This window comes from Actinacidiphila rubida (assembly GCF_900110255.1).
GTDB lineage: Bacteria > Actinomycetota > Actinomycetes > Streptomycetales > Streptomycetaceae > Actinacidiphila > Actinacidiphila rubida.
On the sequence record NZ_FODD01000007.1, the window covers coordinates 161,162 to 187,454 of the forward strand.

Annotated in this window: 25 protein-coding genes and 1 tRNA gene; 9 read left to right on the top strand and 17 right to left on the bottom strand. The window is 75.2% G+C overall.

The features are described 5' to 3' along the window. Positions 1-87 precede the first annotated feature (87 nt). The 7 genes from BMW99_RS09365 to BMW99_RS09395 all read right to left on the bottom strand — a co-directional run bounded on the left by BMW99_RS09365 (position 88) and on the right by BMW99_RS09395 (position 7,055). Positions 88-161 (bottom strand) — tRNA-Lys (locus tag BMW99_RS09365). Positions 162-216: 55 nt separating this feature from the next. Next, on the bottom strand, positions 217-840 hold the full coding sequence (locus BMW99_RS09370; RefSeq protein ID WP_407640278.1) for a hypothetical protein: 624 nt from the start codon (positions 838-840) through the stop codon (positions 217-219). A 322-nt stretch (positions 841-1,162) separates the two neighbouring features. Then, positions 1,163-1,543, bottom strand: a complete 381-nt coding sequence (locus tag BMW99_RS09375; protein WP_069463167.1) for a hypothetical protein — start codon at positions 1,541-1,543, stop codon at positions 1,163-1,165. A gap of 84 nt (positions 1,544-1,627) precedes the next feature. Continuing rightward, the gene (locus BMW99_RS09380) at positions 1,628-2,965 is read right to left on the bottom strand and encodes an AAA family ATPase (protein ID WP_069463176.1); all 1,338 of its coding nucleotides are present in this window, start codon (positions 2,963-2,965) and stop codon (positions 1,628-1,630) included. A 68-nt stretch (positions 2,966-3,033) separates the two neighbouring features. Beyond that, positions 3,034-4,683 (bottom strand): hypothetical protein, encoded by a 1,650-nt coding sequence (locus tag BMW99_RS09385; protein ID WP_069463168.1) that lies wholly within the window; start codon positions 4,681-4,683, stop codon positions 3,034-3,036. After that, positions 4,680-5,966, bottom strand: coding sequence for a hypothetical protein (locus BMW99_RS09390; protein WP_245791317.1), 1,287 nt, complete (start codon positions 5,964-5,966; stop codon positions 4,680-4,682). The genes BMW99_RS09385 and BMW99_RS09390 overlap by 4 nt, the downstream gene beginning before the upstream one ends. Positions 5,967-5,987: 21 nt before the next feature. Beyond that, positions 5,988-7,055: a phosphatase PAP2 family protein gene (locus BMW99_RS09395; protein ID WP_079138352.1), complete on the bottom strand. Its 1,068-nt coding sequence runs from the start codon at positions 7,053-7,055 to the stop codon at positions 5,988-5,990. Between the two features lie 297 nt (positions 7,056-7,352). Here BMW99_RS09395 and BMW99_RS09400 point away from each other — a divergent pair, with 297 nt between their 5' ends. Continuing rightward, on the top strand, positions 7,353-8,033 hold the full coding sequence (locus BMW99_RS09400; protein WP_069463169.1) for a TetR/AcrR family transcriptional regulator C-terminal domain-containing protein: 681 nt from the start codon (positions 7,353-7,355) through the stop codon (positions 8,031-8,033). Between the two features lie 135 nt (positions 8,034-8,168). Further along, positions 8,169-8,762 (top strand): histidine phosphatase family protein, encoded by a 594-nt coding sequence (locus BMW99_RS09405; protein WP_069463170.1) that lies wholly within the window; start codon positions 8,169-8,171, stop codon positions 8,760-8,762. Between the two features lie 76 nt (positions 8,763-8,838). On the opposite strand, the gene BMW99_RS09410 is transcribed toward BMW99_RS09405, so the two are convergent. After that, positions 8,839-10,275 (bottom strand): hypothetical protein, encoded by a 1,437-nt coding sequence (locus tag BMW99_RS09410; protein WP_069463171.1) that lies wholly within the window; start codon positions 10,273-10,275, stop codon positions 8,839-8,841. A gap of 35 nt (positions 10,276-10,310) precedes the next feature. Further along, on the bottom strand, positions 10,311-11,705 hold the full coding sequence (locus BMW99_RS09415) for a tachylectin-related carbohydrate-binding protein (protein WP_141726090.1): 1,395 nt from the start codon (positions 11,703-11,705) through the stop codon (positions 10,311-10,313). Between the two features lie 395 nt (positions 11,706-12,100). Here BMW99_RS09415 and BMW99_RS09420 point away from each other — a divergent pair, with 395 nt between their 5' ends. Then, positions 12,101-12,544, top strand: a complete 444-nt coding sequence (locus BMW99_RS09420) for a hypothetical protein (RefSeq protein WP_075016600.1) — start codon at positions 12,101-12,103, stop codon at positions 12,542-12,544. Positions 12,545-12,609: 65 nt separating this feature from the next. Then, positions 12,610-13,482 carry a spermidine synthase gene (locus BMW99_RS09425; RefSeq protein ID WP_069463173.1) on the top strand — a complete coding sequence of 291 codons (873 nt, stop codon included), beginning with the start codon at positions 12,610-12,612 and terminating at the stop codon, positions 13,480-13,482. Between the two features lie 54 nt (positions 13,483-13,536). Here the strand turns inward: BMW99_RS09425 and BMW99_RS09430 are convergent, their stop codons facing one another. Continuing rightward, positions 13,537-14,043 carry a hypothetical protein gene (locus BMW99_RS09430; protein WP_069463178.1) on the bottom strand — a complete coding sequence of 169 codons (507 nt, stop codon included), beginning with the start codon at positions 14,041-14,043 and terminating at the stop codon, positions 13,537-13,539. A gap of 82 nt (positions 14,044-14,125) precedes the next feature. Between BMW99_RS09430 and BMW99_RS09435 the strand changes: the two genes are divergently transcribed. The 4 genes from BMW99_RS09435 to BMW99_RS09450 all read left to right on the top strand — a co-directional run bounded on the left by BMW99_RS09435 (position 14,126) and on the right by BMW99_RS09450 (position 18,895). Next, a complete protein-coding gene (locus tag BMW99_RS09435; protein ID WP_075016601.1) occupies positions 14,126-14,815 on the top strand; it encodes a response regulator transcription factor in 690 nt (229 codons plus the stop codon). A 32-nt stretch (positions 14,816-14,847) separates the two neighbouring features. Further along, on the top strand, positions 14,848-16,194 hold the full coding sequence (locus BMW99_RS09440) for a HAMP domain-containing sensor histidine kinase (protein ID WP_075016629.1): 1,347 nt from the start codon (positions 14,848-14,850) through the stop codon (positions 16,192-16,194). 316 nt (positions 16,195-16,510) lie between these two features. Next, a complete protein-coding gene (locus tag BMW99_RS09445; protein ID WP_245791318.1) occupies positions 16,511-17,719 on the top strand; it encodes a right-handed parallel beta-helix repeat-containing protein in 1,209 nt (402 codons plus the stop codon). Between the two features lie 75 nt (positions 17,720-17,794). Next, positions 17,795-18,895, top strand: coding sequence for a methyltransferase (locus BMW99_RS09450; RefSeq protein ID WP_075016602.1), 1,101 nt, complete (start codon positions 17,795-17,797; stop codon positions 18,893-18,895). 86 nt (positions 18,896-18,981) lie between these two features. On the opposite strand, the gene BMW99_RS09455 is transcribed toward BMW99_RS09450, so the two are convergent. From BMW99_RS09455 to BMW99_RS09485, 7 genes are all read right to left on the bottom strand, one after another. Continuing rightward, positions 18,982-19,311 carry a TcmI family type II polyketide cyclase gene (locus tag BMW99_RS09455; RefSeq protein ID WP_069465157.1) on the bottom strand — a complete coding sequence of 110 codons (330 nt, stop codon included), beginning with the start codon at positions 19,309-19,311 and terminating at the stop codon, positions 18,982-18,984. Positions 19,312-19,313: 2 nt separating this feature from the next. After that, on the bottom strand, positions 19,314-19,793 hold the full coding sequence (locus BMW99_RS09460; protein ID WP_069465156.1) for an SRPBCC family protein: 480 nt from the start codon (positions 19,791-19,793) through the stop codon (positions 19,314-19,316). A 1-nt stretch (position 19,794) separates the two neighbouring features. Further along, on the bottom strand, positions 19,795-20,055 hold the full coding sequence (locus tag BMW99_RS09465) for an acyl carrier protein (RefSeq protein ID WP_069465155.1): 261 nt from the start codon (positions 20,053-20,055) through the stop codon (positions 19,795-19,797). Between the two features lie 97 nt (positions 20,056-20,152). Then, positions 20,153-21,433: a beta-ketoacyl synthase N-terminal-like domain-containing protein gene (locus tag BMW99_RS09470; RefSeq protein ID WP_075016603.1), complete on the bottom strand. Its 1,281-nt coding sequence runs from the start codon at positions 21,431-21,433 to the stop codon at positions 20,153-20,155. Beyond that, complete coding sequence (locus BMW99_RS09475) at positions 21,430-22,698, bottom strand: beta-ketoacyl-[acyl-carrier-protein] synthase family protein (protein ID WP_069465130.1); 1,269 nt, start codon at positions 22,696-22,698, stop codon at positions 21,430-21,432. The genes BMW99_RS09470 and BMW99_RS09475 overlap by 4 nt, the downstream gene beginning before the upstream one ends. Beyond that, complete coding sequence (locus BMW99_RS09480; RefSeq protein ID WP_069465129.1) at positions 22,695-23,162, bottom strand: cupin domain-containing protein; 468 nt, start codon at positions 23,160-23,162, stop codon at positions 22,695-22,697. Before BMW99_RS09480 ends, BMW99_RS09475 begins: the two co-directional genes overlap by 4 nt. Before the next feature lie 40 nt (positions 23,163-23,202). Beyond that, positions 23,203-24,306: a SchA/CurD-like domain-containing protein gene (locus tag BMW99_RS09485; RefSeq protein WP_069465128.1), complete on the bottom strand. Its 1,104-nt coding sequence runs from the start codon at positions 24,304-24,306 to the stop codon at positions 23,203-23,205. 328 nt (positions 24,307-24,634) lie between these two features. Here BMW99_RS09485 and BMW99_RS09490 point away from each other — a divergent pair, with 328 nt between their 5' ends. Further along, positions 24,635-26,275 (top strand): FAD-dependent oxidoreductase, encoded by a 1,641-nt coding sequence (locus tag BMW99_RS09490; protein ID WP_069465127.1) that lies wholly within the window; start codon positions 24,635-24,637, stop codon positions 26,273-26,275. Positions 26,276-26,293 lie beyond the last annotated feature (18 nt).

The following is a 26,293-nucleotide window of genomic DNA, read 5'->3' on the forward strand; positions in this document are numbered from 1 at the left end:
TGAGGGCGGCGGCGGCCCGCGGTGAGGGCGCCGAAGGCCGCGCACGACGAAGGCCCCCCGCTTCCGCGAGGGGCCTGCGTGCTCAGGTGCGCCGCCAGGGACTCGAACCCCGGACCCGCTGATTAAGAGTCAGCTGCTCTAACCAACTGAGCTAGCGGCGCCTGCTGACGTCGTAGACCTTAGCATCCGGTCCCAGCGAGTGGAAATCGATAGTCCTCAGGCCGTTCCAGGGGCGCTGACCAGGACCGGAGCGGTGTTCTCCGGCCCCGCGGCGGCGTTGCGCGCGGCCCGCACGCACGCCCACAGCAGCACGTCGGCGCCGGGCAGCCACGGCGAGCGGGTGTCGGGCGCCACCACCCAGCGCGAGGCGGCGTCCGTGCCGCGCCGGCCGTCCGGCGGGCCGTAGAGCGCCGGCAGCGTCACCGCGTCACCGGCGCCGTGGCACATCAGCGGCGGCACCCGGTCCGCCCACTCCTCCCAGGCCAGCAGCGAGGGCAGCCGCTGCGCGGTGCCCGGCGCCACCAGCAGCAGCACCCGGCCGCGGTGCACGGCCGCCGGGCCGCTGCCCGGGCCGGACGCCCACAACTGCTCCAGCAACCGCCGCCCGAACAGCGCCGGCACGCTCACGGCGTCGAACGCGATCCCGCACGGCAGCACGCTCGGCGTGCTGGGGCGCGCCGACCAGAGCGCCGCCACGCTGCGCGGGAACGCGCTGGCGGAGGCGAGCCACGCGGCGCCCTCCGAGGTGACGTACGCGGTGTGCTGCCGCCGGAGCGCGTCGCTGACGGCGAAAACGGTGTCCACGCCGTCCACGGTGCGCACACCGTCCGTGGTGGTCACCCTGTCCACGCTCTCCACGCTTTCCACGGCCTGCGATTCATCCATGGCATCTACAGGTACAGACCGGCCGCGGCCGTCCCGGTGAAATCACCCGAACATCCCGCACGGGGACAGGCCGCGGAGTATCTTGCCGCGCGGTGACGGTGCGGTGACGCTCCGGCGTCGGCAGGTGCCGGCGCATTCCGGCCGGTGTCACACGGGGCTGCACGCCGGGCCGGATGCGGGGCTTCACGAGGGGTCGGACGTGAGGATCAGACGCGGATCAGACGCGGAACGGGCGCGGGGTGGGGCGCGGCCGGCCGGAGGCCCCGGTCTCCCGGGTCTAGGGGGCGACTCCGCCGCCCTTGAGCAGGTCCTCGCCGTACTCGACCATCTTCTGCGCGTAGTCCTCGGTCCAGCCGGCGCGCTCGGCGATGGAGCCGTGGCTCAGCCGGTCGAAGCGGCGCGGGTCGGCCAGCTGCGCGGCGGCCACCGCCTGGAACTCCGTGGCCCGGTCGGCCGCGGCGCGGAACGCCAGCGCCAGTTCGGTCGCCCGGTCGAGCAACTGCAGCGGGTCGTCCATCGACTCCAGGTCGAAGAAGCGGTCGCGGTCGTCCCCGGTGGACGCCCCCGGTTCGAACAGGAGCGGGGCCGGGCGCTTCGGCCGCTCCGGCTGCTCCGGCCGTCCTTCGTGCCGCCGGTCCGCGGGCTGCGGCTCGGACATACGGATACCTCCCGGATCTCGTCAACGCCTTCCATTCTCCCGCGCCGACGCAAGCCCCCCGAGCCCCGGCCGCCGGCCCGCGGCTCAGGGGCGCCAGGCCACCCGGTGCTCCGCGAGGTGCGCCAGCACCGCGTGGTTGGCCTCCCAGCCGTCGGGGAACTTCACGGTGACCCCGAGCTGCACCGGCTCGGACGACGGGTGCTCGTCCAGCAGGTCGGCGACGCCCGCGCGGCACACCACGACGCAGGCGTGCCGGTGCCGCGACGCCAGCACGCACAGCCGGCCCGTCTCCAGGTGGAACGCGGTGGCGTCCGGCCGCCCCGACAGCGGGTGCAGCACCACCGTGACGTCGAACTCCCGCCCCTGCAGCCGGTTCGCGGTGTCCACCGCGACCCCGCCCGCGACGCTCGCCGGCACCCCCAGCGCGGCCAGCGCCGCGCGTACCGCCGCCGCCTGGTCGCGGTGCGCGGTGCCGACCGCGATCCGGTCCGCGGTCAGCGGCGCCGGCCGCGCGTCCGCGCCCGAGTACGTCAGCCCGCCGCGGTCCAGCAGGCGGCGCACCACCGCGGCCACCGCCCGCACGGCCTCCGGGTCGGTGCGCGGGGTGTGCCGGGCCGGCAGCTCCAGCAGCCCCCAGCCGCTCTCCGCCGCCTCGTCGAGCACGCGGTCCGGTCCGCCGCCGTCCCCCCGCACGCCGAACGCCAGCCGCCGCTCGCCCGGACCGGTGCCGCTGCGGAACGGCGTGTACGGGTAGAACGCCCGCGACACCAGCGGCGCGGCGGACGCCGGCAGCCGCCACGACACCGGCAGCCGGTGCTGCGGCAGGCCCGGGTTGTGCGCCAGCAGCGTCACCACCGCGCTCGCCGACGGGTCGTAGCTCAGCCCTGCCCACTGGTCGGCGCCCACCACGCTGAACGGGTCGAGCTGCCCGGGGTCGCCGACGAAAAGCGCCCGCTCGAAGAGCCCGGCCACCTGCAGCAGCGCGTCAGAGCGCATCTGGTACGCCTCGTCGACGATCGCGTGCCGCCACGGCTCGATGTCCTTGACGTACGCCCACTTCGCGGCGGTCGCCAGCACCACGGCCCGGCCCCGCAGTTCGGCCACCGACGACGACTTCGCGATGCTCTCGTGCCGGTCGAGCAGCGGGTCGGGCGGCGAGTCCGCGCCGTGCAGCCGGCCGACGGGCAGCTCGGGGTCCGCGGTGGCCAGCCGGTCCGCCAGGTCGTCGACCTGCGCGTTGGTCTGCGCCACGATCATCAGTGACTCGCCGGCCGCGGCCAGTTCGCGGGCCGCCCGCACCACGAGCGTCGACTTGCCCGCGCCCGGCGGGGAGTCCACGACGACCCCGCGGGCCGTGCCGTGCAGGGTGCTGTCCAGGATCGCCGCGGTGGCCTTCGCCGCCTCGGCCGCCGGGTCGAACACGGTGCCGGGTCGCGTGCCGGGCGCCGTGCCGGGCGCCTCCGCGCCGGCGCGCGCTTCGGGCAGGGACGTCACAGGTGGTCCTCCGCGGTGACGGGGTCGGGAGCCTCGGGTACGGCGGCCGCCGCACCCGGCGGGCCGCCGTGGGTCCACGGCGTCGCCTCGGGATCGGGCAGTGAGGGGCCGCCGCGCGGCTCGTGCTCGAAGAACGTGAACGTCACCAGGTCTCCCGGGACGGGCACCGAACCCTCCTTGGGCACGCGGCCGTTGCCCATGCCGCCGGTCAGGCGGACGGTGACGAGGCGGCCGGCCGCGGACCTACCGCCGGACGCGCCGGTCGAGCCGGACCCGTCGGCCGCGTCGGACCGGTCCGCCCCGCCGTCGTCGGGGTTCCTGTCGCGCCCGGCCCCCGGCTCGGGGTCCCGGTCCACGGACACCAGCTCCGCGGGCTGCGCGGAACGCGCCTCCGGCACCGCCCGGAACGCCCGCGCGCCCGGCTCGGCCTGCGGCAGATCGTCGGTCTTCACCGTCACCAGCGGGCGCGGCATGGGCCGGCGCCCCTCGGAGAACGCCTCCTCGACCCCGCGCACCACGCCGCTGAACGCCTCGCCGGACAGCCGCCGCGACGCCATGGCCAGCGGGTCGTCCAGCGCCTCCTGGGCGGACAGCCGCGCCTGCGCGGTCTCGCGCCCGGCGAGCTTCTGCGCCGCCGCGATCGCGTCGTCCCGCCGCGGCTGCGGCGGCTCGCCCGCCTTCACCCGGTCGTGGTGGCCGGTGAACGACCAGCGGTCCCGCTTCCAGCGCTCCTCGACGTGCGCGCCCTCCGGCAGCGCACGCAACAGGTCCAGGCCGTGCCACACGTCGTCCCACACCGGCCGCAGTTGCGATTCCACCAGCCGCCGCAGCTCCGCCTGCGCGCGCGCGACACCCGAACCGGCCTTCCGTGCCGCGTCGAAGCGGGCCAGGGCGGGCGCCAGCAGCCGGTTGTCGAAACGGGGGTCGGTCGCGGGGCCGGCCGGCGGGCTGACGAGCAGCCCGTCGGGCGTGCGGCCCGTCTCGGCGCGGGCCGCGGCGGCGGCACCGTCCGTGCCGGGCGGCGGGTCGATCCAGCCGAGCAGCGCGCCCAGGTGCTGGTCCTCCAGCGTGCTCTGCCCGGTCGTCCAGTGCCGGGCCAGCAGGTCGGTCATCGCCAGCAGCAGCGAACTGCCGGGGGTGCGGGCCCGCTCGGCGTAGTGGGTGAGCCAGCGGCCCAGCAGCGGCAGCGGCGCCGGCACGGGATACGCGGCGTCCGGATCGTCGGAGGTGCGCAGGAAACGCGTGGACCGGCCGATCAGCCGCACGTACTCCACCGTCGCCGCGTTGGGCACGACGATCTGCAGCGCGTCCGAGCAGAGTTGTGACTCCTCGCGGTTGCGGGTGGCCGGCTCGGTCTCCGTCCGCTCCCCGTACGCGTCGAGCAGCGGCAGCATGATCCCGGCGAGCTCGGCGAAGAACGCGAACCGCAGGTCGCGGTCGAGCGGCTGGGGCACCACCAGCAGCCGCGGCGCGTCCCGTTCGGTACCGACCAGCGCGCCCAGCGGCGCGCCGGCCTCGCCCGCGGTGGTCAGCACCGCCAGCACCAGCGGGCGGGCGGACAGCCGGCGGTGCAGCACGGTCGCGCCGGGCACCGCCCGCCCGCCGGCCACCGCCTCGGCCCTGGCCAGTGCCTGCAGCACGCTCACCGCCGGTCCCCTCCCTCGGCACCCTCAGCGCCCTTGACGCCCTTGGCACCCTTGACGTTTTCTGCGCCCCTGGCTTCCGCGGCGGCGGGCGCGGCCGCGGTCGCGGGCCGGTCCGTGACCGCGGGCTGGCCCGGGATGGCGGGACGGCCGCTGGAGGGTGCGGCGTCGGCGGGGGCGAAGGACGGCGCGGCGGCCTCCTTGGCGGCGTGCGCCAGGGCCTCGGAGCGCAGGGCGGCGGCGCGGCGCAGGGCCACCACGGCCGGATCGGCGGGGTCGCCGGCGGTCCCGGCGGCCGCGGTCAGCACGGCCTCGACGGTGGTCAGTTCGCCGAGGTCACCGCGCAGGGAGCGGCCGAGGGCCGCCACGTCCTGGGCGGCGAGGGCGCGGGCCCGGCAGTGGAACGCCAGCTCGCAGGTGGACAGGCACTCCGGCGCGTAGGCGGCGGGGACCGCGTCGACCGCGGACGCGAGCTCCCCGGCCGGACGGGTCGCGTCGCCGTCGGCGTTCCGCACCAGATCGAAGGTGGTGCCCTCCGGGAGTGTGGCGGTGATCTCCTCGATCCGGGTGAGCCGGGCGAGCTGGCGCCGGGTCACGGCGGCCTGCTTGCGGACGTCCAGCCACTCGGCGGCCGGCTGGTTCGAGAAGTTACGCGGGCACACCAGCAGGACGCTCCGCCGCGCCCTCCCGGGCGTGACGGCGTCCAGCGCCAGGACGTACACCGCGGACTGGCGGGCGGCGGCGCCCACCTTCTGCGGGTCCGCGGCCCCGTCCAGGATCGGGAACGACTTGATCTCCACGACGGTCCAGCCGCCGTCGGGCGCGACGGCCACCGCGTCGGGCTCGAGGTAGGCGGTGGAGCCGGCCACCTCCAGCGCGAGCAGCGGGTGGTCGAGCAGCGTCCACGCGCCCGGCGGTGCCTCGGCGAGCGCCAGCCGGGTGCGCGCGGCCCGCCCCTCCGGGCCGGCGGCCGTCAGGTCGGGAACGTGCGCGGGCCCCTCGGCGCCGAGCAGCCGCAGCAGTTCGCCGCAGTCGTCGGCCTTGACCCGCGCCTCGAAGGCGTGGCCGCGTGAGAAGGCGAACCGGGACTGGCCGAAGGGCGCCGGAGCGCCGAGGACTCCGGCGACGGCGCCCTTGTCGACGCCGGCCGCGTCCAGCACGGCGCGGCGGCGGCAGCCGGGGTTCGCGGCCAGGGCGGCCAGCGCCCGGGCGTCGAGCGGGCGGGGTGAGGTGGCCGGGCCGCGCAGGGCGGCCAGCCGCTCCCGCAGGAGGTGCGTAGTGCTCACCCGGGAGAGTGTGGCACCCGGTCAGGACATCCGGCCGTGTCCGGCGTGTTCCCCGCCGCGCGCCACGGCCGCGGACGACAGGTCCGCGTCGTCGATGCCGTCCGTTGTGTCCGTTGTGTTGATTCCGCCCGTTTCCGCCGCACGGGAGGCGTCGTCGGCGCTCCCCGGTGCGGAGCCGGACCCGTCGGCGGAGGCGTCCCCACCGGTGTGGGCGTCCGCGCCCTTCCCGGGCGCGCGGCGCGGGCCGGGGACGGTCGCGGACAGGCCGCCGGCGCCCGCCTCGGCCGGGGCCACCCGCGGCGGGCGGCCGAGCGCCACGCCCGCACGGGCGCGCACCACGTCGACCAGGCGCAGCGCCTGCGGGGCGAGCAGGAAGCCGAGGAGCATCACGGTGCCGCCGGCCAGCACGTCCAGCAGGTAGTGGTTGGCGGTGCCCATCACCACGAGCGCCGTGATCAGCGGGTAGAGCACGCCCAGCACCCGCACCGCGGTGTGCCGCCCGTAGCGGAACAGCATGATCCCGCACCACAGCGACCAGCCGAAGTGCAGGCTGGGCATCGCCGCGTACTCGTTCGTGAGGTGGCCGAGGCCGCGCGGCGCGCTCGCGTCGGTGCCCCACCAGCCGTAGGAGCCGTACTGCGCCATGGTGTCGATGAAGCCGTGGCCGCCGCCGATGAGGCGGGGCGGCGCGGTCGGCAGGAGGGTGAAGCCGATCAGGCCGATCAGCGTGGAGATCAGCAGCCACGTGCGGGCGTTGCGGTACGCCGTCGGCCTGCGCAGCCACAGCCAGACCAGGATCCCGGGTGTCACGATGTAGTGCAGCGACGCGTACGCGAAGTCCGCCGGCACCCCGAGGAACGCGTGGTCGGTGAAGAGCTGGTTGAAGAAGTGCTCGGGGTCCAGGTGCAGCAGCTGCTCGAGGTGGAGAATGTCCGCGCCGTGCTCCACCGCGTCGTCCACGTCACCGCGCACCAGCAGCCGCGCCCCGGAGTACAGGGCGTATATGACCGCGACGAGCGGCAGTTCGGTCCACCAGCGGAGCCTGCCGCGATAGGCGGCGGCGCGCGGCGCGGTGGCGGTGATCGTCATGCGGAGGTCTCTCCAGGTTCTCCGAAGGCCCCGGCGGGCTGCTCAGCGATGGTCGTGGTGCGAATGGCGTAGGCTCTACCGTACGCCGTACGTTAAAACCTCCGCACACCACCCCCCGAGGCGTCGGTGGACACCGGCTTCGTACGGTGTTCAACGTCCCGTGGGAGGGTATGCACGCGGAAGGACGCCCGCCCGCTCGAACGGGTTGCCCTTCCACGACGCAGACGCACGACGGAGTTCCGCGAGACCCCCGGAGATCCGCAGGACGAGAACCGCAGGACGAGAACAGAGAATCCGATGTCCGTCACCCAGCCGGTCCGCTCCCCACGGCGCCGCGCACCACGCAATTCGCTCAATGCGGATCGTATCCTCGATGCCGCGATCCGCCTGCTGGACTGCCACGGGGCCGAGGCGTTCACCATGCGCGCCCTGGCGCAGCAGCTCGGGGTCGGCACCATGGCCGTCTACTCCCACTTCCGGGGGAAGGACGAGATCAGCGACGCGGTGGCGCAGCGCCTCCTCGACACGATAGAGCTGCCCCCGGCCGGCTCGGGCGACCCGCGGGCAGAACTCCGCGAGGTGTGTCTCGGCGTCTACCGGCTGTTCTCCGAGCACCCGTCCGCGCTTCAACTCCTGACCCTGCGGCCGATGCGCGGGGACGACGCGATCTCCGTCATCGACCGGATGCTCGGCCTGCTGTGCGAGGCCGGGCTGTCGCGCACCGAGGCCGCCCGCGCCCATGTGGCGCTGATGCAGTACACGGTGGGCTCCGCCCTGTGGAACACCCGGCGGGCCCGCGCCCTGTGCGACGACGGCGTCCGCGACCGCGTGCGGGCCAAGATCGACGCCCTGCCGTCCGACCGCTACCCGTCGCTGGTCTCCCTGGCGCCCGAACTCATGCGGGTGCAGGAAAACGGCGCCGCGCAGTACGAGCGCGGGCTGGACGCCATGGTCGAGGGGCTGCTGGGCGGCCGCTGACCGCCGTAGGTCATCATGGGGCGTCCACACCCCCCAGACCGGCGCATTCGGTATCTCTCGCTCCTTCCGGATGCCCGCCGTCGTCCGCCGTACGTCTCGCGTTCCCGCGTACGCGTTCCTGAGGAAAGGCCCCGCATGCCTGCGCGTCTCCACCTGGTCCGGCACGGGCAGACGGAGTGGTCCCGGACCGGGCGCCACACCGGCCGTACCGACATCCCGCTGACCGAGGAGGGCCGGCGCACGGCCGTGCTGCTGGGCGAGCGGCTGGCGTCCCCGGTCTGGCAGGGCCTGCCGGACGTCGAGGTGCGCACCAGCCCCCTGCGGCGCGCGGCCGAGACCGCCGAACTGGCCGGCTTCGGCGACCGCGCCAAGCCGTGGGACGCGCTGCTGGAGTGGGACTACGGCGACTACGAGGGCCTGACCCCGGCCCAGCTGCAGGAGCTGCGGCCCGGGTTCCAGATCTGGCGGGACGGGGTGCCGGGCGGCGAGTCGCTCGCCGAACTCACCGCGCGGGCCGACGAGGTCGTGGCCTGGGCGCGGTCCGCCGAGCGCGACGTGCTGGTCTTCGCGCACGGCCACGTGCTGCGCACCCTGGGGGCCCGCTGGCTCGGCCTCGACCCGGCGTTCGCCGCGGCGCTGCGGCTGGACCCGGCCTCGCTGTCCGTCCTCGGCTGGGCCTACGGGCAGCCGGCCGTCGAGCGCTGGAACGACACCGGGCACCTGGGCTGACGGCTCCGGGCCACCGGGCCGCCCCGCGAGGCGGCCCGGTGGCCCGGACGTGGGACGGCGCACAGCCGCCCGCCGGTCAGAACAGCACGGTGTAGATGTTCCAGCCGCCGCCGATGACCGTGCCCTTGCCCGGGATCTGCGGTGAGCCGGGCTTCGCGCCGTACAGCCACAGCCCGCCGCTGCTGCTGCGGGCCGCGAGCCCGTTGACCAGGTCGTCACCCACCAGCACGCCGCTGAGCGCGGTGAACTGCTGCCAGAACGCGCCCACCTTCACCGGCGGGAGGAACGGGTCGCTCCCCGGTCCCGAGACGCCGCTGTGGCTGTAGGACCACAGCACGCCGTGGGTGTCCCGGGCGACGATGCCGTTGCCGTAGACCGACAGCGCGTCGTACGCGTTCCAGCCCGCGCCGACCTTGGTGCGCGGCGCGAACGGCCGCCCGGCCTCGCCGGTCCACTGGTAGTACCAGAGGACGCCGTTCGCGTCGCGGGCCACCAGGTCGCCGGCCAGCCCGGAGCGGAGGTCCACCGCGGTCTGGCCGGTGCCGCTCAGCGCGGTGTAGATGTTCCAGCCGCCGCCGACCCTGACGCGCGGCAGGAACGGCTGCGCGGCGTCGCCGCTGTGCCGGTAGTACCAGAGGACGCCGGCCTTGTCGCGGGCCACCACGTCGCCCTGTCCCGCGGCGTCGGTGCCGCCCAGCGGGACGACGGAGGTGTACGCGTCCCAGCCCGCGCCGACCCGCTGCCGCGGCAGGAACGGCGTCGCCGACCGGCCCGTGCCCTCGTACCGCCACAGCACGCCGCCCCGGTCCACCGCGTACAACTGCGCGCGGTGGTCGGCCGCGACCGGCCCGACGGAGTAGCGCAGCTGCGCGACGCCGTCGGCCAGCACCGCGCCGCCGCCGTCGGTCAGCTCGGCCCAGCCGGTGAGCACGGTGTCGGCGGGCAGGGTCGGGGCGTCGGCCGAGATCCGGACGGAGTAGGTGATCTGGGTGGCCGCGGGCGCCTGCGGCAGCTCCAGCCGGAGGTAGTCGCCGACCGGGTCCTCCGCGCCGACGCCACCCGTCCACGCGCACGGCTGGTAGGCGCCGCCGTCGACCGCGCAGGTGGCGTGCAGGTGGGCCGCGACGCGGTCCGAGGTGTAGCCGCCGGGCGGCAACTGGTCCGGGGCGAAGGCGAGCTGGGCCGACACCGGCCCCGTCACGCCGTCCGGCAGCGTCGCCCGGAACGTCGTGGTCACCGCGTCGGCGCCGGCGGTCACCACCGGCACGCCGCCGAGCTGGTCCACCCGGCCCGGCGCCTCGGCCGCCGGGGTGGCGCCGGTGAGGGCGGCGGGAGCGTGGGAGCCGGCCGGCCGAGCGGATGCGGCGGCCGCCGCCGCGGTGGTCGCGGCGGTTCCGGGCCGGGCCGGAGCGCCGGCCAGCGCCGGCGAGGCGGCGGCCAGCGGGATCAGCACGGCGGCCGCGGCCACCGCGGCCCGCCCGCGCCGGGACAGGCGTGTGGTGTGTCGGGTCATGAAAGGTCCCCCCTTGGTGTCATGCATCGGAGATCTCAGAAGATCGCGGTGTAGATGTTCCAGCCGGCACCGACGATCGTGCGGCTGCCCGGGATGTGGTCCGACTTCTGGTCGTACCACCAGAGCCGTCCGGCGGCGTCGCGCGCCATCAGCGAGTCCCCGGCGGCGCCGTTCGCCACGTTGCTGCCGCTCAGGGCCGTGTAGACGTTCCAGCCCGCGCCCACCTTCACGCGCGGCTCGAACGGGTCGGTGCCGGTGCCGGACGGGCGCGCGGCGTACGACCACAGCACGCCCGAGGCGTCACGGGCCACGATGCCGTCGCCGTACGGGCTGATCGCGGTGTACGCGTTCCAGCCGGCGCCGATCCGCTCCCGCGGCGCGAACGGCGCACCGGCGGCACCGGTGGCGCGGTAGCGCCACAGGACGCCGTCCCGGTCCCGGGCCACCAGGTCGGCGTGCCGGGCGCCGCTGTCCGACGTGGCGCTCAGCGCCGTGTAGATGTTCCAGCCGGCGCCGATCCGCACCCGCGGCGCGAACGGCCGTGCCGGGTCGCCGCTGTGCGCGAAGTACCAGAGGACCCCGTCCTTGTCGCGGGCGACCACGTCGCCGGTGGCCGCCGCGGACTGCGCGCCCAGCGGGATGATCGCGGTGTAGGCGTTCCAGCCGCCGCCGACCTTGGCCGGCGGCTTGAACGGGACGGTGGACTGCGAGGTGTCGGTGCCCTCGTAGCGCCACAACTCGCCGGTGGCGTCCCGGGCGTAGAGGACGCCCCGGGCCGCGGCCGGCGTCTCGCCCCTGAGGTACTGGAGCTGCGCGCTGCCGACGGCGAGCGAGCCGCCGTCCGCATCGGTCGCCCGGAACCAGCCGTGCAGCAACTGGTCGTCGGGCAGCGCCCCGTAGTCCGCGGTGATCCGCACGTCGTACGTCATGGTGGCGGTGGCGTCGGCCACCGGCATGACCAGGCGCAGGTAGGCGGCGAGCGGATCGTCGCCGTCGTCGATCCCGCCGGCCCACTCGCACGTCCGGAACGGGCCGCCGTTCACCGAGCAGACGGCGTGCAGGTGGGACGCGACGCGCCACGAGGTGTAGCCCGCGGGCGGCAACTGGTAGGGATCGAAGGCCATCACGGCGCCGACCTGGCCGGTCGTCCCCTGCGGCAGGCGGACGGTGAAGCGGGTCGCCCCCGCGCCCAGCGGGCCCGGGGTCACCACCGGCACGTAGGCCTGCGTGACGACGCCGGTCGGGACGGCGGGTGCCGCCTGCCCGTGCGGAGCCGCGGCCGCCGCCGTGGGCGCCGGGGACGCGGGTGTCGAGGCGGGCGCGGGAGCGCCGCCGGACGGGTTCGGAGCGCCGGCGAGCGCGGGAGCCGCCAGGGTCAGCGGCATCAACACGGCGGCCGCGGTGGCCGCCATCAGTCCGGATCTGGGCATGCGTGAGCTACGGTGCGTCATGAGGAAAGCCCCCCTGGGCCTGAGTTGGTCCCCGGTCGGCGGTCGGCCAACTGCCGTTCCCGCCCCCTGTGTTGACTAGACATGCGGGGGCCGTCCGGGGTTGCACGGCGGATGCCGCCGGTTCACCTCGCGGTCACTTCGGCGTCGCGGTACGGCCGTTCGCACCCGGCCCCGCGCGGACCACACCGACCCCGGGGGCTCCGGCATATCCGTCCGGCACGCGTCGAAAGCGCATGCGAACGGGATGGCCCATCCGTAATACGCCAGGAAACGCCACCCCTGAAGAACCGCCCGGGACGTAGCCGTTGACGGGTTTCGGCGTTGTAGTGGTATGGCGCACGGCACACCCCGCGCCGCACGCCGCGCCCATTCCCATGCGAGGAGGGTCTGCCTTGTCGGACATCAGCGGGTCGCAGAAACCCCGTTCCAGCGCGGACAGCGAACTGTCGCCGCCGTGCGACCTGGTGACCGTGCCGTCCCGGCAGGGTCTCGAAGCCGTCGACATCCTGCGGCTGAGCACCGGCCTCGGCCCGGTGCTGCACGACAGCACGGGCACCAGCCTCGGCTTCCTCGTCCCGCACGGCACCGCCGACTGCTGGGACATGCCCGGCAGTTCGTGCACCAGCACCGACGGGCGCGGCGTCGTCCTGGACGGGCTGCCGCCGGTGCGCGACACCGGCTGGCTGGTGCCGCCGCCCGCCGGGACCACGGTCACCGACCCGGTGGTGCTGCGCGCGGCCCTCGGCGAGGCGGCTCGCACCATCGAACTCGCCGACGGCCTGTACCCCGCCGGACCCGAGGACGCCCAGCCGGCCTGACCGCCGCCGGCACGGGTCGTCGGCACCGGTCGTCGGCGCCCCCGCGGCCCGGCGATAATCGGGACATGGCGGGCAGACGGCAGGCGAGCGGCGGCAGGACACGGGACCGCGAGGCGATCACCGCGGACGTGGACGGCGGCCGGGCGGAGCTGCGGCCCGACCGCGACCGCCCGCAGGGCTGGACGCTGCTCGTCGACGGCGCTCCGCAGTCGCACGTCGACCTGGCCGACCCGGCCCACCTCGACTTCGCGTACCAGCGCACGCTCGGCCACGTCATCGACCTCGCGGCCCCCGCCGGGCGGCCCCTGCGGGCGGTCCACCTCGGGGGAGGGGCGCTGACCCTCGCGCGCTACACCGCGCACACCCGGCCCCGCTCCACCCAGCAGGCCGTCGAGGCGGACACCGCGCTCACCGAGCTGGTCCGCGCCCACCTGCCCTGGGACCGCACCTGGCGGATCAAGGTCCGCGGCGGCGACGCCCGCGCCGGCCTCGCGAAGGTCCCCGACGGCTGGGCCGACCTGGTCATCGCCGACGTCTTCGCCGGCGCCCGCACCCCCGCGCACCTGACGACCGCCGAGTTCCTGGCCGACGTCCGCCGCGCGCTGGCCCCCGGCGGCTGGTACGCGGCCAACCTCACCGACGGCGGCCCGCTGACCTTCCTGCGCGGCCAGATCGCCACCGTCCGGGCCGCGTTCGCGGAGGCCGCGCTCGCCGCGGACCCCGCGGTGCTGCGGGGTCGCCGCTTCGGGAACGCCGTCCTGGTCGCCGCGGACGGCCCGCTGCCCGTCGCCGAACTCACCCGCCGGGTGGCCACCGACCCGCACCCCGGCCGCGTCGAGCACGGCCGCGCCCTCACCGACTTCGCCGCCGGCGCCCCCGTCGTCACCGACGCCACCGCGACGCCGTCGCCGCAACCGCCGTCCCGCACGTTCGAGTGACGGCCGCCATGGCCTGCCCGCCGCGTCGGCGCGGCGCGGTCCGTCGGACCGGCCCTAGTTCTCGTACCTCTGGACCGCGGGCGGGTGACCGTTCCATGTGCAGAAGACCGAGGACGCCGCCGAGCCGGAGGACGAGGTGAACGTGACGCGGAGCCAGCCGTCCTGGGTCCAGACCCTCATCTGCCAGCCGGTGTTCGGTGTCGCGGACACCAGGGACGCCGACGTGGCGCCGAGGTCGAGGACGACGCGTCCGCCGAGCACGGTGTAGGCGCGGACGGAGCCGGAGCCCGTGCCGGCGGCGGCCGAGGGCTTCGGGGTGCCCGGCGGACGCTGCGGCGGCACCGGTGACGCCGGAGTACGGGACGGCGGCGACGTCGTGGGCCGCGGCCGGTGCGTCGCCGAGATCTGCGGCGGGCGGCTCGCCGCCGCCAGGATCGGCACCGCCCGCGGCGGGTCGTAGGCGGTGCCGCGCAGCACCGAGCGCACCCCGAACCACGACAGCGTGACCGCGGCCGCGGTGGCCAGCGCCCACGCTCCGACGTGCAGGACCCCTCTGCGCACCGCGCCATACTGCCACCGCCGGAAGCCGCCGGGCACCCGGGGGCAGTGCCGCGGCCGGCCCGGAGCCGCTAGGTTGCCGCGCATGGCAAGTGTGCTCGTCGTCGAGGACGACCAGTTCGTACGGTCGGCGCTGATCCGGCACCTGACCGACGCCGCACACACCGTGCGCAGCGTCGGCACCGCCCTGGAGGCGCTGCGCGAGGTCGCCCAGGTCGGGTTCGACGTGGTGATCCTCGACCTGGGGCTGCCCGACCTCGACGGGTCGGAGGCGCTGAAGATGCTGCGCGGGCTCAGCGACGTGCCGGTGATCGTGGCCACCGCGCGGGACGACGAGTCGGAGATCGTCCGGCTGCTCAACGCCGGCGCGGACGACTACCTGGTGAAACCGTTCTCCGTCGAGCACCTGTCGGCGCGGCTCGCCGCGGTGCTGCGCCGCGCCCGCGGCCGGTCCGGCGCGCCCGGCGGCGACGCCCTCATCCACGTCGGCGGGCTGCGGATCGACGTGCGGCGGCGCCAGGCCGTGCTGGACGGCACGGCCCTGGACCTGACGCGGCGCGAGTTCGACCTGCTCACGTTCCTCGCCTCGCGGCCCGGCGTGGTGGTCGCCCGCCGCGAACTGCTCGCCGAGGTCTGGCAGCAGTCCTACGGCGACGACCAGACGATCGACGTGCACCTGTCGTGGCTGCGCCGCAAGCTCGGCGAGACCGCGGCCCGTCCGCGCTACCTGCACACCCTGCGCGGCGTGGGCGTCAAACTGGAGCCGCCGGCGTGACCGGTACGGCCGCGCCGGAGCACCGGCCGGGCATGCGGTGGGCGCTGATCCGGGTGTCGCTGGCGGTCACCGCCATGGTCGTCATCGCCTTCGCCGTGCCGCTCGGGCTCGTGGTCAAGGAGCTGGCCCGCGACCGGGCGCTCACCAACGCGGAACGGCAGGCCGCGGCGGTCGCACCGGCGCTCGCGATCACCACCGACCGCACGCAGCTCGCCTGGGCACTGGCCACCACCCAGGCCGGCGCGGAGGACCGGATCGCGGTCACCGTGCCCGCGACGGCGGGCAGTCCGGCGGTCGACCTCGGCCGCCACCGGGCGCCGCGCGCCGACCTGGCCACGGCCTCCGCGCAGGGCCGCGCCGCGACGGTCCGGGTGCCCGGCGGGTACGCGCTGCTGCGGCCGACCGCGGTCGGCTCCGGCACGGTCGCGGTCGTCGAGGTGTTCGTGCCGGTGGGCGACGTCACCCGCGGGGTGGCCGGGGCGTGGCTGGTGCTCGCCGGGGTCGGTGTCGCGCTGTTGATCGTGTCGGTGGCGATCGCCGACCGGCTCGGCGCCCGCATGATCAAGCCGGCGGTGCGGCTGGCCGGCGCGGCGCACCGGCTCGGCGAGGGCGACCTCGCGGTCCGCGTCCCCGAGGACGGGCCCGGCGAACTGCGGGCGGCGGCCGCGGCGTTCAACGCGATGGCCGACCGGGTGGTGCAGCTCCTCGCCGGCGAGCGGGAGCTGGCCGCCGATCTGTCGCACCGGCTGCGGACCCCGCTGACGGTGCTGCGGCTCAACACCGCGTCCCTCGGCGACGGCCCGGCCGCCGACCAGACGCGGGCCGCGGTCGCGCAGCTGGAGCGGGAGGTCGACCAGGTCATCCGCACCGCACGGGAGCACCGCACGCCGTCGGCGCTGCCCGCCGGCTGCGACGCGGCGGAGGTGATCCGCGAGCGGATGGCCTTCTGGTCCGCGCTCGCCGAGGACGAGCGGCGCGAGGTGCGGACCGCGGGCGCGGACCGGCCGGCGAGGGTGCCGGTGGCGCGGACGGAGCTGGTGGCGGCGCTGGACGCGATGCTCGGCAACGTGTTCCGGCACACCCCGGAGGGGACCGCGTTCGCGGTGGACGTGCACAGCTCCGACGACGCGGTGATCGTGCTGGTGTCGGACGCCGGGCCGGGCGTCGCGGACCCCGCGGCGGCGGTGCGGCGCGGGCACGGCGACGGCGGGCAGGGGTCGACGGGGCTCGGCCTGGACATCGTCCGGCGCGTCGCAGAGTCCACCGGCGGGGACGTGGCGATCGGCCGCAGCGTGCTCGGGGGAGCGGAGATCCGTGTCTACCTCGCCCGCGCCGCCCTCGTCCCCTCCCCGCGCTCCCGCCCCACCCACCGCCGTTAGCCGATCCGCCGGACGGCCCCTCTCCTCCCGCACCCCCACCCCGGGTCACGCCTTCGCCGTCCCGGCGGGGGCCGGCCTGTGCGGGCGGAGGGCCACCATCCGGGGTGTGGGGCTCCCTTGCGCTCGGCCGGCCGCGGGCGCGGGGCCGCGCGGGTGAGGCGAGACCCGGGCGGGGGATCACGTGTGGCGAGGGCCCGGCAGGGCTCATAGCTTCGAGGCGGCAGGCGCAGCCGACACCGCGCTGTGCCCTCTGACATCCACCGACCCCCGGCCCGAGGTGGCGTCACGGGGTCATCCTCGAAAGCGGGTTGCGCACATGAGCATGCGTTTCGGGTCTCGGCGGCAGGGCCGCCTCGCGGGAGCGGGAGTGCTGGCGGCCGCCACCGCCGGCGCCGCACTGGTGGCGGCACCCACCGCCCACGCCGCGTCGGTCCACGTCGTCACCCCCGGGCAGTCGATCCAGCAGGCGGTCGACGCCTCGCGGCCGGGCGACATCGTCCAGATCATGCCGGGCACGTACCAGGAGAGCGTCCTGGTCAACGTCCCGCGCCTGACGATCCAGGGCGCCGGCGCGCAGCGGGTGATCCTCAAGCCGCCGGCCGCCGCCACCGCGCAGGGCGGCGCGCCCAAGGCGTCCACCCCCGACACCCCCTCCACCGCCGGCGCCGCCTCCACCCCCGACACCCCCTCCACCGCGGACAACGCCGCCGACGTCACCCCCGCGACCACCGCCAACCCGTGTTTCACGACCGGCACCGGCATCTGCGTGGCCGGTACCGAGGGGCACCGCCTCAAGGGCGTCCGCATCCAGGGCCTGACCGTCACCGGCTTCGCGACCTACGGCGTGGCCGCCACCGAGACCGACCACCTGGTCGTCGCCGGTGTGAACGCCTCCGGCAACAAGCTGTACGGCATCGGCGAGCAGAAGTCGGTGCGCGCGGTGTTCGTCCGCAACCACGCCGCGGACAACGGCGAGGCCGGCATCTTCCTGGCCAACACCACGCAGGAGGAGGCCGGCGCCCTCGACCTGGACGGCGCCCGCGTCTCCGGCAACGTGCTGACCGGCAACACGATGGGCGTCGTGCTGCGCCGCGTGCGCGACATGGACGTGCTGCGCAACTCGGTGACCGGCAACTGCGCCGGGATGTTCGTCATCGGCGACGAGAACACCCCGCGGGGCGGCGACCTGACGATCCGTGACAACGAGGTGTCCGCGAACACCAAGTACTGCGCGCCCAACAGCCACCTGCCGTTCGTGCAGGGCGCGGGCATCGTGCTGACGGGCGTGGAGAACACCGTCGTGGAGCGCAACCGCATCGAGGGCAACGTCGGCACGTCGCAGATGTCCGGCGGCGTCGTCCTCTTCAAGAGCTTCGTCGGCGTCCCGAACACCGGCAACACCGTCCGCGACAACATGCTGTCCGGCAACGCCCCGGCCGACCTCGCCGACCGCGACACCGCGGGCAAGGACAACACCTTCACGGGCAACTCCTGCAGCATCTCGCAGCCCGCCGGCCGCTGCTGACGGCCCGGCGCCACGAGAGCCCGACGTCCCACCGGCTCAGCAGTCCCCCCGATCCCCGAGTGAAAGGCGGCGCCCATGACCACCGCGCCACCCAACCCGACCACCTCCCGGGCCCCGGCCGGCTCCGCCGCACAGGCGGCGCCCCCCGCGGCCGGGAACGCCCCCGACCCCCACGCCTCGATGCGGCTGCGCGAGATCGTCTTCGGCGCCGCCCCCGCCGCGGCCGTCCGCACCGCGGCCGGCCTGCAGCTGGCCGACGCCCTAGGCGAGACCCCCGCGACCGCGGAGGAACTGGCGAGCGCCACCGGCACCCAGCCGCGCGCCCTGCGCCGGCTGCTGCTGGCCCTGGCCAGCCACGGCGTGTTCGCCGAGACCGAGGACGGCAGGTTCGTCCACACCGACATGTCCCGGCTGCTCCGCGAGGACACCGCGGGCAGCCTGCGCCACATCGCCCTGTGGTGCACCGAGCCGTGGACGTGGCAGGCCTGGCCGCGCCTCGGCGATGCCGTGCGCACCGGGGAGGGCGTCTTCCCCGACCTGTACGGCAAGAGCTTCTTCGAGTACCTGCACAGCGAGGGCGGCGAGTCGGCCCGGGTGTTCGACCGGGCGATGTCGGCGTCCAGCCGGCAGGCGGCCCGCGACATGGCCGACTACGTCGACCTGACCGGCATCCGCAGCGTCGCGGACATCGGCGGCGGCCAGGGCCTGGTGCTGGCCGCGCTGCTGGAGGCGAACCCCACCGTGAGCGGCACCTTGCTGGACCTCCCGTCGGTGGTGGCCGGCGCCGACCCGCGGCTGCGGGACGGCGGCGCCCTCGCCGACCGGGTCACGCTGGTGCCGGGCGACTGCCGGGACGCCATCCCGGTGCGCGCCGACCTGTACGTCATCAAGAACATCCTGGAGTGGGACGACGCCAGCACCCGCGCGACGCTGGCGAACGTCGTGGCGGCGGCCGAGCCCGGCGCCCGGGTGCTGGTCATCGAGAACCTCGTCGACGACAGCCCGTCGATGAAGTTCACCACGGCCATGGACCTGCTCCTGCTGCTCAACGTGGGAGGGGCGAAGCACACGATGCGCAGCCTGTCCACGCTGATGACCGAGGCCGGGCTGACCGTCGGCGAGATCCGCCCGGTCAACCCGTACCTGCACGCCTTCGAGTCGGTCGTCGCCAAGTAGCGCACCGCGCACGGCAGTCCGCCCGTACCCCTTCCGGGGGGTACGGGCGGACTGCCGTGCGCGGACGGCTCGCGGTCAGGTGCCGGTCAGGTGCCGGAGCCGTCCCAGCGGTAGAACTCGCGGGCCATGGCGTCCTTGGGCTCGCGCCAGGTCGCCGGGTCGTACGCCTGCACGTACGCCTCCAGCGTGCGGCTGATGTCCCGGAACTGCGGGTGGTCCTTCATCCGCGCGACCTCCGGGCCCGGCGGGCGGTCGGCCTCGATCAGATGCAGGTACACGTCGCCGAACTGGAACAGGCTGCGGCCGGTGACGCCGATCAGGCCGGGCAGCTCGCCGCGGTCGGACTCGGCGAAGGCCCGCGCGATGTCGTCGGCCGCCTCCGGCTTCATCCGGGCGACGATCAGCGAGCGGTGCATCGTCAGGCCCTCCCGCCGGTGGCGGGCGCCATGGCGGCGGCCGCCTGCTCGACCTGCTCGCGGATGCGCTCCATCTGGATGACGGAGTTGCGGTTGATGTGGTCGGTCATGCCGGCGTCGTCGACCGGGGCGGTCGGCTTCATCGCGAACTCCTGCAGCCACCGCATCTCGGTGCCGCCGGGCACCTGGCCGTACTCCCAGCGGATGTTCATGAACTCGAACGGGCCGGTCTCCACCCGGTGGGCCTTGACCGTGTACGTCGCGCGGTCGGCGGTCCGCTCGGAGACCCAGCTCCAGACGGTGCCGTTCTCGTCGGGGTGCATCGTGAGGCGGAAGGTGACGGCGTCACCCTTGCGCTCCAGCACCTCGACCGCCGCGTACTCGCTGAACAGCGTCGGCCAGCGCTCCAGGTCGTTGGTGATGTCCCACGTCACGTCGAGGGGCGCGGCGATGACGATCCGGTTGTCGGTGTGCCCTGCCATGTCAGACTCCTGCCGCGGTGAGCTGGTTGTTGACGTTCTCGAGGAAGGCGTGCGGGTTCTTGCAGCCCTCCGCCTCGTTGCCGAGCGGGCTGCCGTAGCGCTTCTCCAGCTCGGCGACGATGCCGAGCAGGCCGAGCGAGTCGAGGTCGAACTCGGCGAACGTCGCGTCGGGGCGGCGCTCCATCTCGCGCGGGTCGACCGACAGTCCGGCGCGGGCCTTCATCAGGGCGGCGAGTTCGTCGAAGGTGACAGGTCCGTTCATCGTGCTTCTCCTTCTTTCGGGACCGCCGGGGGGATCTCCGGCGGTCACGGGACCACGGGCGCCCGTCCGTGAGCGGGGGCGGGCGCCCGTGCGGGGGTCAGCGCTCGTCGCCGTGGGCGCTTCGGAGCACCAGGGCCGAGTTGCAGCCCATCAGCCCGCGGCTGAGGACGAGCGCGGTGTGCAAGGAGGCGGTACGAGCCTCCCCGGTGACGACATCGAGGTCGTGCCGCACCCCGGTGACATTCGGGGTGGGGGGAACGACGCCGTGTTCCAGGGCCAGCACGGCTGTTGCGACGTCGAGCGCCGAGGAGGCGGAATAGGCGCGGCCGAAGCCGGTTTTCGGGGCGGTGACGGGAACCGTCGCGGCCCTCGGGCCGAGCGCGTCGGCGATCGCCAGCGCTTCGGCCTGGTCGGCCTCCGCGACGCCCATGGCGTCGGCGAAGACCACGTCCACCTCGCGAGCGGAGCACTGGGCCTCGTCCAGTGCGTCCCGGATGGCCCGGGCCAGTCCCTGACGGGACTGGCTCCAGCCGTCCGTGCCGGTGAAGTTGGAGGCGTGCCCGGCGATGACCGCCCGCGCCCTGGCCCCGCGCCGCCGCGCGGCCTCGGGGTCCTCCAGCACGAACATCGCACCGCCCTCGCCGGGCGCGAACCCGCAGGCGTCGGTGGTGAACGGCAGGTAGGCGTGCTGCGGATCGTCGGACAGGCTCAGTTCGGGGTAGCCCAGCTGGCACACCACCGAGTAGGGGGCGAGTGGCGCCTCGGTCGCGCCGACCACCACCGCGTCGGTGCCGCGGCGGATCGTGCGGGCCGCGTGGGCCAGCGCGTCCAGGCCGCCGGCCTCGTCGTTGGCCAGCACCCCGCACGGTCCGCGGAACCCGCCGCGGATCGATATCTGGCCGGTGCTGGCGGCGTAGAACCAGGCGATGGACTGGTAGGGGCCCACGAACGACGGGCCCTTGCCCCACAGCTGCTGCAGTTCGCCCTGGCCGAACTCGCCACCGCCGGAACCGGCCGCGGTCACCACGCCGATGCCGAAGGGGTTCTCCGGATCGGCCGTCAGCCGGGCGTCCTGCACGGCCATCTCGGCGGCCGCCATGGCGAAGTGCGTGAAGCGGTCGGTCTGCACCAGGAAGCGGCCGTCGATCAGGGCCGACGGGTCGAACCCGTCGATCTCGCCGGCCACCTTCAGCGGCAGGTGCGTGCAGCCGTCCCGGGTGACCGGGCCGAGCACCGACGTGCCCTGCTGCACGGCCTTCCAGAAGCGCTCCGTTCCCTGCCCGTTCGGCGCGACGACGCCGACGCCGGTGACCACCGGCGGCCGCGGCCGGCTGCGGGCGGAACGCGAGGGGGTGGATGCGGATATCGCCTGGCTCATGACGTGCTCCTCTCCGGGTGCGCCAGCACCACCGCGGACTGGAAACCGCCGAAGCCGCTGCCGACCGACAGCACCGACCGCAGCGGTGCCTGGCGGGCCTCGCGCGGCACGTAGTCCAGGTCGCAGTCCGGGTCGGGCGTCTCGTAGTTGGCGGTCGGCGGGACCACGCCGTGCTTCAGCGCCAGCGCGCAGGCGGCGAGTTCGATGGCACCGATGGCGCCGAGCGAGTGCCCGACCATCGACTTGATCGAGCTCATCGGCACCTTCCGGGCGTGCTCGCCGAGCGAGCGCTTGACCGCCGCGGTCTCGTGCCGGTCGTTCTGCTTGGTGCCGGATCCGTGGGCGTTGACGTAGTCCACGCCGTCGCGTTCGATCCTCGCCTCGGCCAGCGCGTGGTCGATGGCCTCGGACATCTCCCGGCCCTCGGCCGTCAGTCCGGTCATGTGGTACGCGTTGCCGTACGTGGCGAAGCCGCGCAGCTCGCAGTGGATGACCGCGCCCCTGGCGCGGGCGTGCTCCCACTCCTCCAGCAGCAGCACCGCCGCGCCCTCGCCGAGCACGAACCCGTCGCGGTCGGCGTCGAACGGCCGGGACGCGTGCGCGGGGTCGTCGTTCCGGGTGGAGGTCGCCTTGATGGCGTCGAAGCAGGCGACGGTGATGGGGGAGATGGGGGAGTCCGCGGCACCGGCCACGATCACGTCCGCCCGGCCCTCCTGGACCAGGTGGAACGCGTGGCCGACGGCGTCGAGCCCCGAGGTGCAGCCGGTGGACACCGTCTGCACCGGTCCGCGGGCGCCGAGGTCCTCGGCGACCTCGGAGGCCAGCGCGCTGGGCTGGAACGCCCGGTGCAGGTGCGCACCGGCCGGTTCGTGCGCCACGTCCCAGCGGCTGCCGCGCTCGCTGACCGCGACGTAGTCGTGCTCCAGGCGCGTGGTGCCGCCGACCGCGGAACCCAGCGACGTGCCGATCCGCCAGGGGTCCTCGGCGGCCAGGTCCAGCCCGCTGTCGCGTACCGCCTCGCGGGCCGCGGTCAGCGCGAACTGGACGTACCGGTCGGTGCGTTCGGCCAGCTCCTGGGATATCCCGGCGGACCGCGGGTCGAAGTCGCACTCGGCGGCTATCCGCGACCTGAACCCCTCGGGGTTGAACAGGGTGATCCCCCGGGTCGCGGTCCTGCCGGCGGTCAGCAGGTCCCAGAACGCCGGCACGCCTATGCCGCCGGGGGCCACCACCCCGAGGCCGGTGACCGCCACCCGCCGGTTCACGCGTGCGCTCCCGCCGGGTCGGGGGGAGCCGCGTGGACCGCGGTCGCCGCCCCGGCGGCACCGGCGGCCGCTGTGCACTGGCCGTCCTCCGTGTCCACGTGGCCGAGTTCCGGCCGCGGCGCCAGCGGGCCCAGGTGGAAGACCATCCGCGCCTCGGTGGTGCCGACGTTGCGGAACCGGTGCCGCTGGTCGACCGGGATCATCAGGCCCTGGTCGGGGCGCAGCGCGTGGGTGACGCCGTCGAGGTCGACCTCCAGCTCGCCGCTGACCACGTACACGAACTCCTCGGAGTACGGGTGGTAGTGCTCGCCGATCCGGTCGCCGGGCTTGATGATCGCCAGGCCCATGAAGCCACTGGTGGCGCCGACCGACGTCGGGGTGAGGACGGCCCGCAGGTCACCGCCGCGGCGCGTGTTGGGACTGGTGTCGTCGAGGTGGACGATACGTGCATTCCGGTCGGTCATGACCGCTCCTCAAGGTGGTGGGTGGGGGTGCGCGGGACGGTCAGGCCTCGTGCGAGGACCGGTCGGTGACCAAATCCATCCGCCGGCCGCCGCGGGCCAGGCCGTGCGGGTCGCCGGACTGCGCCTGGCCGTTGACGTCCAGCACGCGCACCAGCACGTCACCGCGCTGGAACACGGTGGCCGCGGCCAGCGCGTGGCTCGGGTCGATGCAGTCCGCCGCGTCGAGGCCGGCCAGCCGGCGCGCCTCGGCCGGACCCTGCTGGGCGTCGATCGGGTGCAGGTACGCCACCCTCGTGACGTCTCCGGGCTTCGGGTCGGACGTGGCGTGCTCGACCGCGGGCAGCGCCGCACGGGCGAAGAAGGCCCGGGCCGACGCGGGGTCGGTCAGGTCCCGGTCCTCCTCCAGATACGGGTTGATCGCCTCCTCCACGGCCCGCACCTCGGGCTGCTGGGCCACGTGGCGCAGCGCGTTGCCGAGGTCGCCGGTGACCTCCACCGCGCGCACCACCCGGTTGCCGTGCATGTACAGCGACGTCCGCAGCAGACGGGTGGTGTCGTCGACCTGCGCGCGCGGCGACTCGTAGTCCGCCAGCAGCTTGGCCACCTTCTCCTCGCTGCCGGGCCTGACGGTGAAGGTGATCGCGTGCCGCACCACCCCGTTGGTGCACAGCGGCGGCGAGGCCAGCGGGTCGACGGCCGCCACCCGCTCGGCCACGGAGCCGGCTGCCTTCCCGGCGGCCTTCCCGGCGGTGGCCGCCCGGGCGGTCTTGCGGGGCTCGCCGAGCGCCGGGTCGGGCGTCTCCCGCGCGATGACGAACCGCAGCGAGGTGGTGTCGCGCACGCATCCGTGCAGCGGCTCGACCATCTTGCGGTGCGCGGCGCTCTCCACCCACTCCAGGAAGGGCTCGCTGCTCTCCCACTCCGAGGTGATCAGCCACTGCGAGGAGTTGCCCAGCGACTGGCACAGCTGGTCGCTGATGTGGCCGGGCACCGCCGCCACCTGGTGGCGGATCTGCTCGTACGCCTTCAGGAACTGCTGCTCCTTGCCGTCGAGCACGTCCAGCAGCAGGACCACGCGCAGCCGGGTGGACTGCTCGGCCTCGGCGGGGGAGGGCGCGGTGCGCCGCTCGTCCAGAGTCGTCACGGAGTCTTCCTCTCGGAGAGTGTGCGGGGCGGCCCGGCCCCCGCCGGTGCGGGCGGCCGCCGGTGACGTGGCGGCGGACGGAGTCCGGCCGCCTGCAACCGGCCTTGCCCTCTGCATATGCGAGCGGCTCGACCGACTAACGTCACTCTCACGTGAAGCGGCTCATCCCGCACGGCGCGTGAGGCGGGCGAGTGAAGACCCGGGCAACGTGCTCCGGGCCGCGGGCCCGCAGGGAAGGGAGCAGGAGCAGGCCGACCGGCGTGGCCGCAGACCGCGGCACTCCACCCGGGCGGCCGTCACCCGTCCCACTCCCCACGGGAGAGACCACATGACGTCCACCACCGATTCCCGCGCCGGCGAGCGCGTCCCCGTCCTGATCGCCGGCGGCTCCCTGGTGGGGCTGTCGGCATCGCTGTTCCTCGGCCGCCTCGGCATCCGGCACACCGTCGTCGAGCGGCACGCCCGCACCTCCCACCACCCGCGCGGCCGCGGCAACAACGTCCGGACGATGGAGCTGTTCCGCGCCGCCGGCATCGAGCCCGCCATCCGCGAGGCCGCGTCCGTCCTGGCCGGCAACCACGGCATCCTCCAGGCGCACACCCTGACGGGCGGCGCCCAGGAGTGGCTTTTCAAGCAGATCGACCCCGGCGGCCGGCTGGCCAGGATCAGCCCGTCCGGCTGGTGTCTGTGCAGCCAGAACGACCTCGAGCCGGTGCTGCTCGACTGCGCCCGCGACCTCGGCGGCGACATCCGGTTCGGCACCGAGCTGATCTCCGCCGAGCAGGACGCCGACGGGGTGACCGCCGTCGTCCGCGACCGCGGGACCGGCCGCGACACCACCGTGGTCGCCGACTACCTGATCGCCGCCGACGGGCCGCGCAGCCCGGTCCGCGAGCGGCTGGGCATTCCCATGAACGGGCCCGGCGACCTGTTCCACAACGTCAGCATCACCTTCCGGGCCCCCGGCCTGGCCGAGGCCGTCGGCGACCGCCGGTTCATCGTCTGCTACCTCACCAACCCCGACAGCCCCGGCGCGCTGCTGCCCGTCGACAACGAGGAGGCCTGGGTCTTCCACGCCCCCTGGAAGCCCGACACCGGCGAGACGCTGGAGGACTTCGACGACGAGCGCTGCGCGCGGCTGATCCGTACCGCCACCGGAGTGCCGGACCTGCGGGTGGAGATCACCGGGAAGGCGCCCTGGCACGCCGCGGAGCGCACCGCCGCCCGCTACGGCCGCGGCCGGATCTTCCTGGCCGGGGACTCCGCGCACGAGATGTCGCCGACCGGCGCGTTCGGCTCCAACACCGGCATCCAGGACGCCCACAACCTGGCCTGGAAGCTCGCCGCGGTGCTGCACGGCTGGGCCGGGCCCGCCTTGCTGGAGACCTACGACACCGAACGGCGCGCCGTCGCGCTGGCCACCGGCGCCCGGGCCTCCGCCCGCTCCGCCGAGCACAGCCACCCCGGCTACGACGTCGCCCCCAGCGGCGGGCCGCAGGCCGGGATGCTCGCGGTCGTGCTCGGCTACCGCTACCGGGCGGGCGCGGTGCAGGGTGCCGACGCGGACGCGCCGGTGATCCCCGAGGACTTCCGTCCCGTCACCGAACCCGGCGGCCGCGCCCCGCACATGTGGGTGCGCCAGGACGGGCGGCGGATGTCCACGCACGACCTGTACGAGCGGGTACCGGTGCTGCTCAGCGGCCCCGACGGCGGGGAGTGGCACCGGGCGGGCCTGCGGGTCGCCGAGCGCACCGGCATCCCGATGGAGTGCTACCGCATGGGCGAGGACCTGGTGCCCGAGGGCGGCGGCGACGAGGCCCCGGACTGGGCGCGGCTGCACGCCACCACCGACGAGGGTGCGGTGCTGGTCAGGCCCGACGGGTTCACCGCCTGGATCACCAAGGGCCCGGACGAGGACTACGAGCGGACGCTGGAGGAGGTGCTGGAGCGGGTGTTCCGCCGCGGCTGACGGCACCGTGCGCCGGAC

Excerpts from the sequence above, each read along its gene's own strand:
- BMW99_RS09420 (WP_075016600.1), top strand. The coding sequence starts at position 12,101 with ATGCGAGGAGGGTCTGCCTTGTCGGACATCAGCGGGTCGCAGAAACCC.
- BMW99_RS09490 (WP_069465127.1), top strand. The coding sequence starts at position 24,635 with ATGACGTCCACCACCGATTCCCGCGCCGGCGAGCGCGTCCCCGTCCTG.
- BMW99_RS09435 (WP_075016601.1), top strand. The coding sequence starts at position 14,126 with ATGGCAAGTGTGCTCGTCGTCGAGGACGACCAGTTCGTACGGTCGGCG.
- BMW99_RS09405 (WP_069463170.1), top strand. The coding sequence starts at position 8,169 with ATGCCTGCGCGTCTCCACCTGGTCCGGCACGGGCAGACGGAGTGGTCC.
- BMW99_RS09440 (WP_075016629.1), top strand. The coding sequence starts at position 14,848 with ATGCGGTGGGCGCTGATCCGGGTGTCGCTGGCGGTCACCGCCATGGTC.
- BMW99_RS09450 (WP_075016602.1), top strand. The coding sequence starts at position 17,795 with ATGACCACCGCGCCACCCAACCCGACCACCTCCCGGGCCCCGGCCGGC.
- BMW99_RS09375 (WP_069463167.1), bottom strand. The coding sequence starts at position 1,543 with ATGTCCGAGCCGCAGCCCGCGGACCGGCGGCACGAAGGACGGCCGGAG.
- BMW99_RS09480 (WP_069465129.1), bottom strand. The coding sequence starts at position 23,162 with ATGACCGACCGGAATGCACGTATCGTCCACCTCGACGACACCAGTCCC.
- BMW99_RS09395 (WP_079138352.1), bottom strand. The coding sequence starts at position 7,055 with ATGACGATCACCGCCACCGCGCCGCGCGCCGCCGCCTATCGCGGCAGG.
- BMW99_RS09400 (WP_069463169.1), top strand. The coding sequence starts at position 7,353 with ATGTCCGTCACCCAGCCGGTCCGCTCCCCACGGCGCCGCGCACCACGC.
- BMW99_RS09465 (WP_069465155.1), bottom strand. The coding sequence starts at position 20,055 with ATGAACGGACCTGTCACCTTCGACGAACTCGCCGCCCTGATGAAGGCC.
- BMW99_RS09415 (WP_141726090.1), bottom strand. The coding sequence starts at position 11,705 with ATGCCCAGATCCGGACTGATGGCGGCCACCGCGGCCGCCGTGTTGATG.
- BMW99_RS09425 (WP_069463173.1), top strand. The coding sequence starts at position 12,610 with ATGGCGGGCAGACGGCAGGCGAGCGGCGGCAGGACACGGGACCGCGAG.
- BMW99_RS09410 (WP_069463171.1), bottom strand. The coding sequence starts at position 10,275 with ATGACCCGACACACCACACGCCTGTCCCGGCGCGGGCGGGCCGCGGTG.
- BMW99_RS09455 (WP_069465157.1), bottom strand. The coding sequence starts at position 19,311 with ATGCACCGCTCGCTGATCGTCGCCCGGATGAAGCCGGAGGCGGCCGAC.
- BMW99_RS09470 (WP_075016603.1), bottom strand. The coding sequence starts at position 21,433 with ATGAGCCAGGCGATATCCGCATCCACCCCCTCGCGTTCCGCCCGCAGC.
- BMW99_RS09460 (WP_069465156.1), bottom strand. The coding sequence starts at position 19,793 with ATGGCAGGGCACACCGACAACCGGATCGTCATCGCCGCGCCCCTCGAC.
- BMW99_RS09445 (WP_245791318.1), top strand. The coding sequence starts at position 16,511 with ATGAGCATGCGTTTCGGGTCTCGGCGGCAGGGCCGCCTCGCGGGAGCG.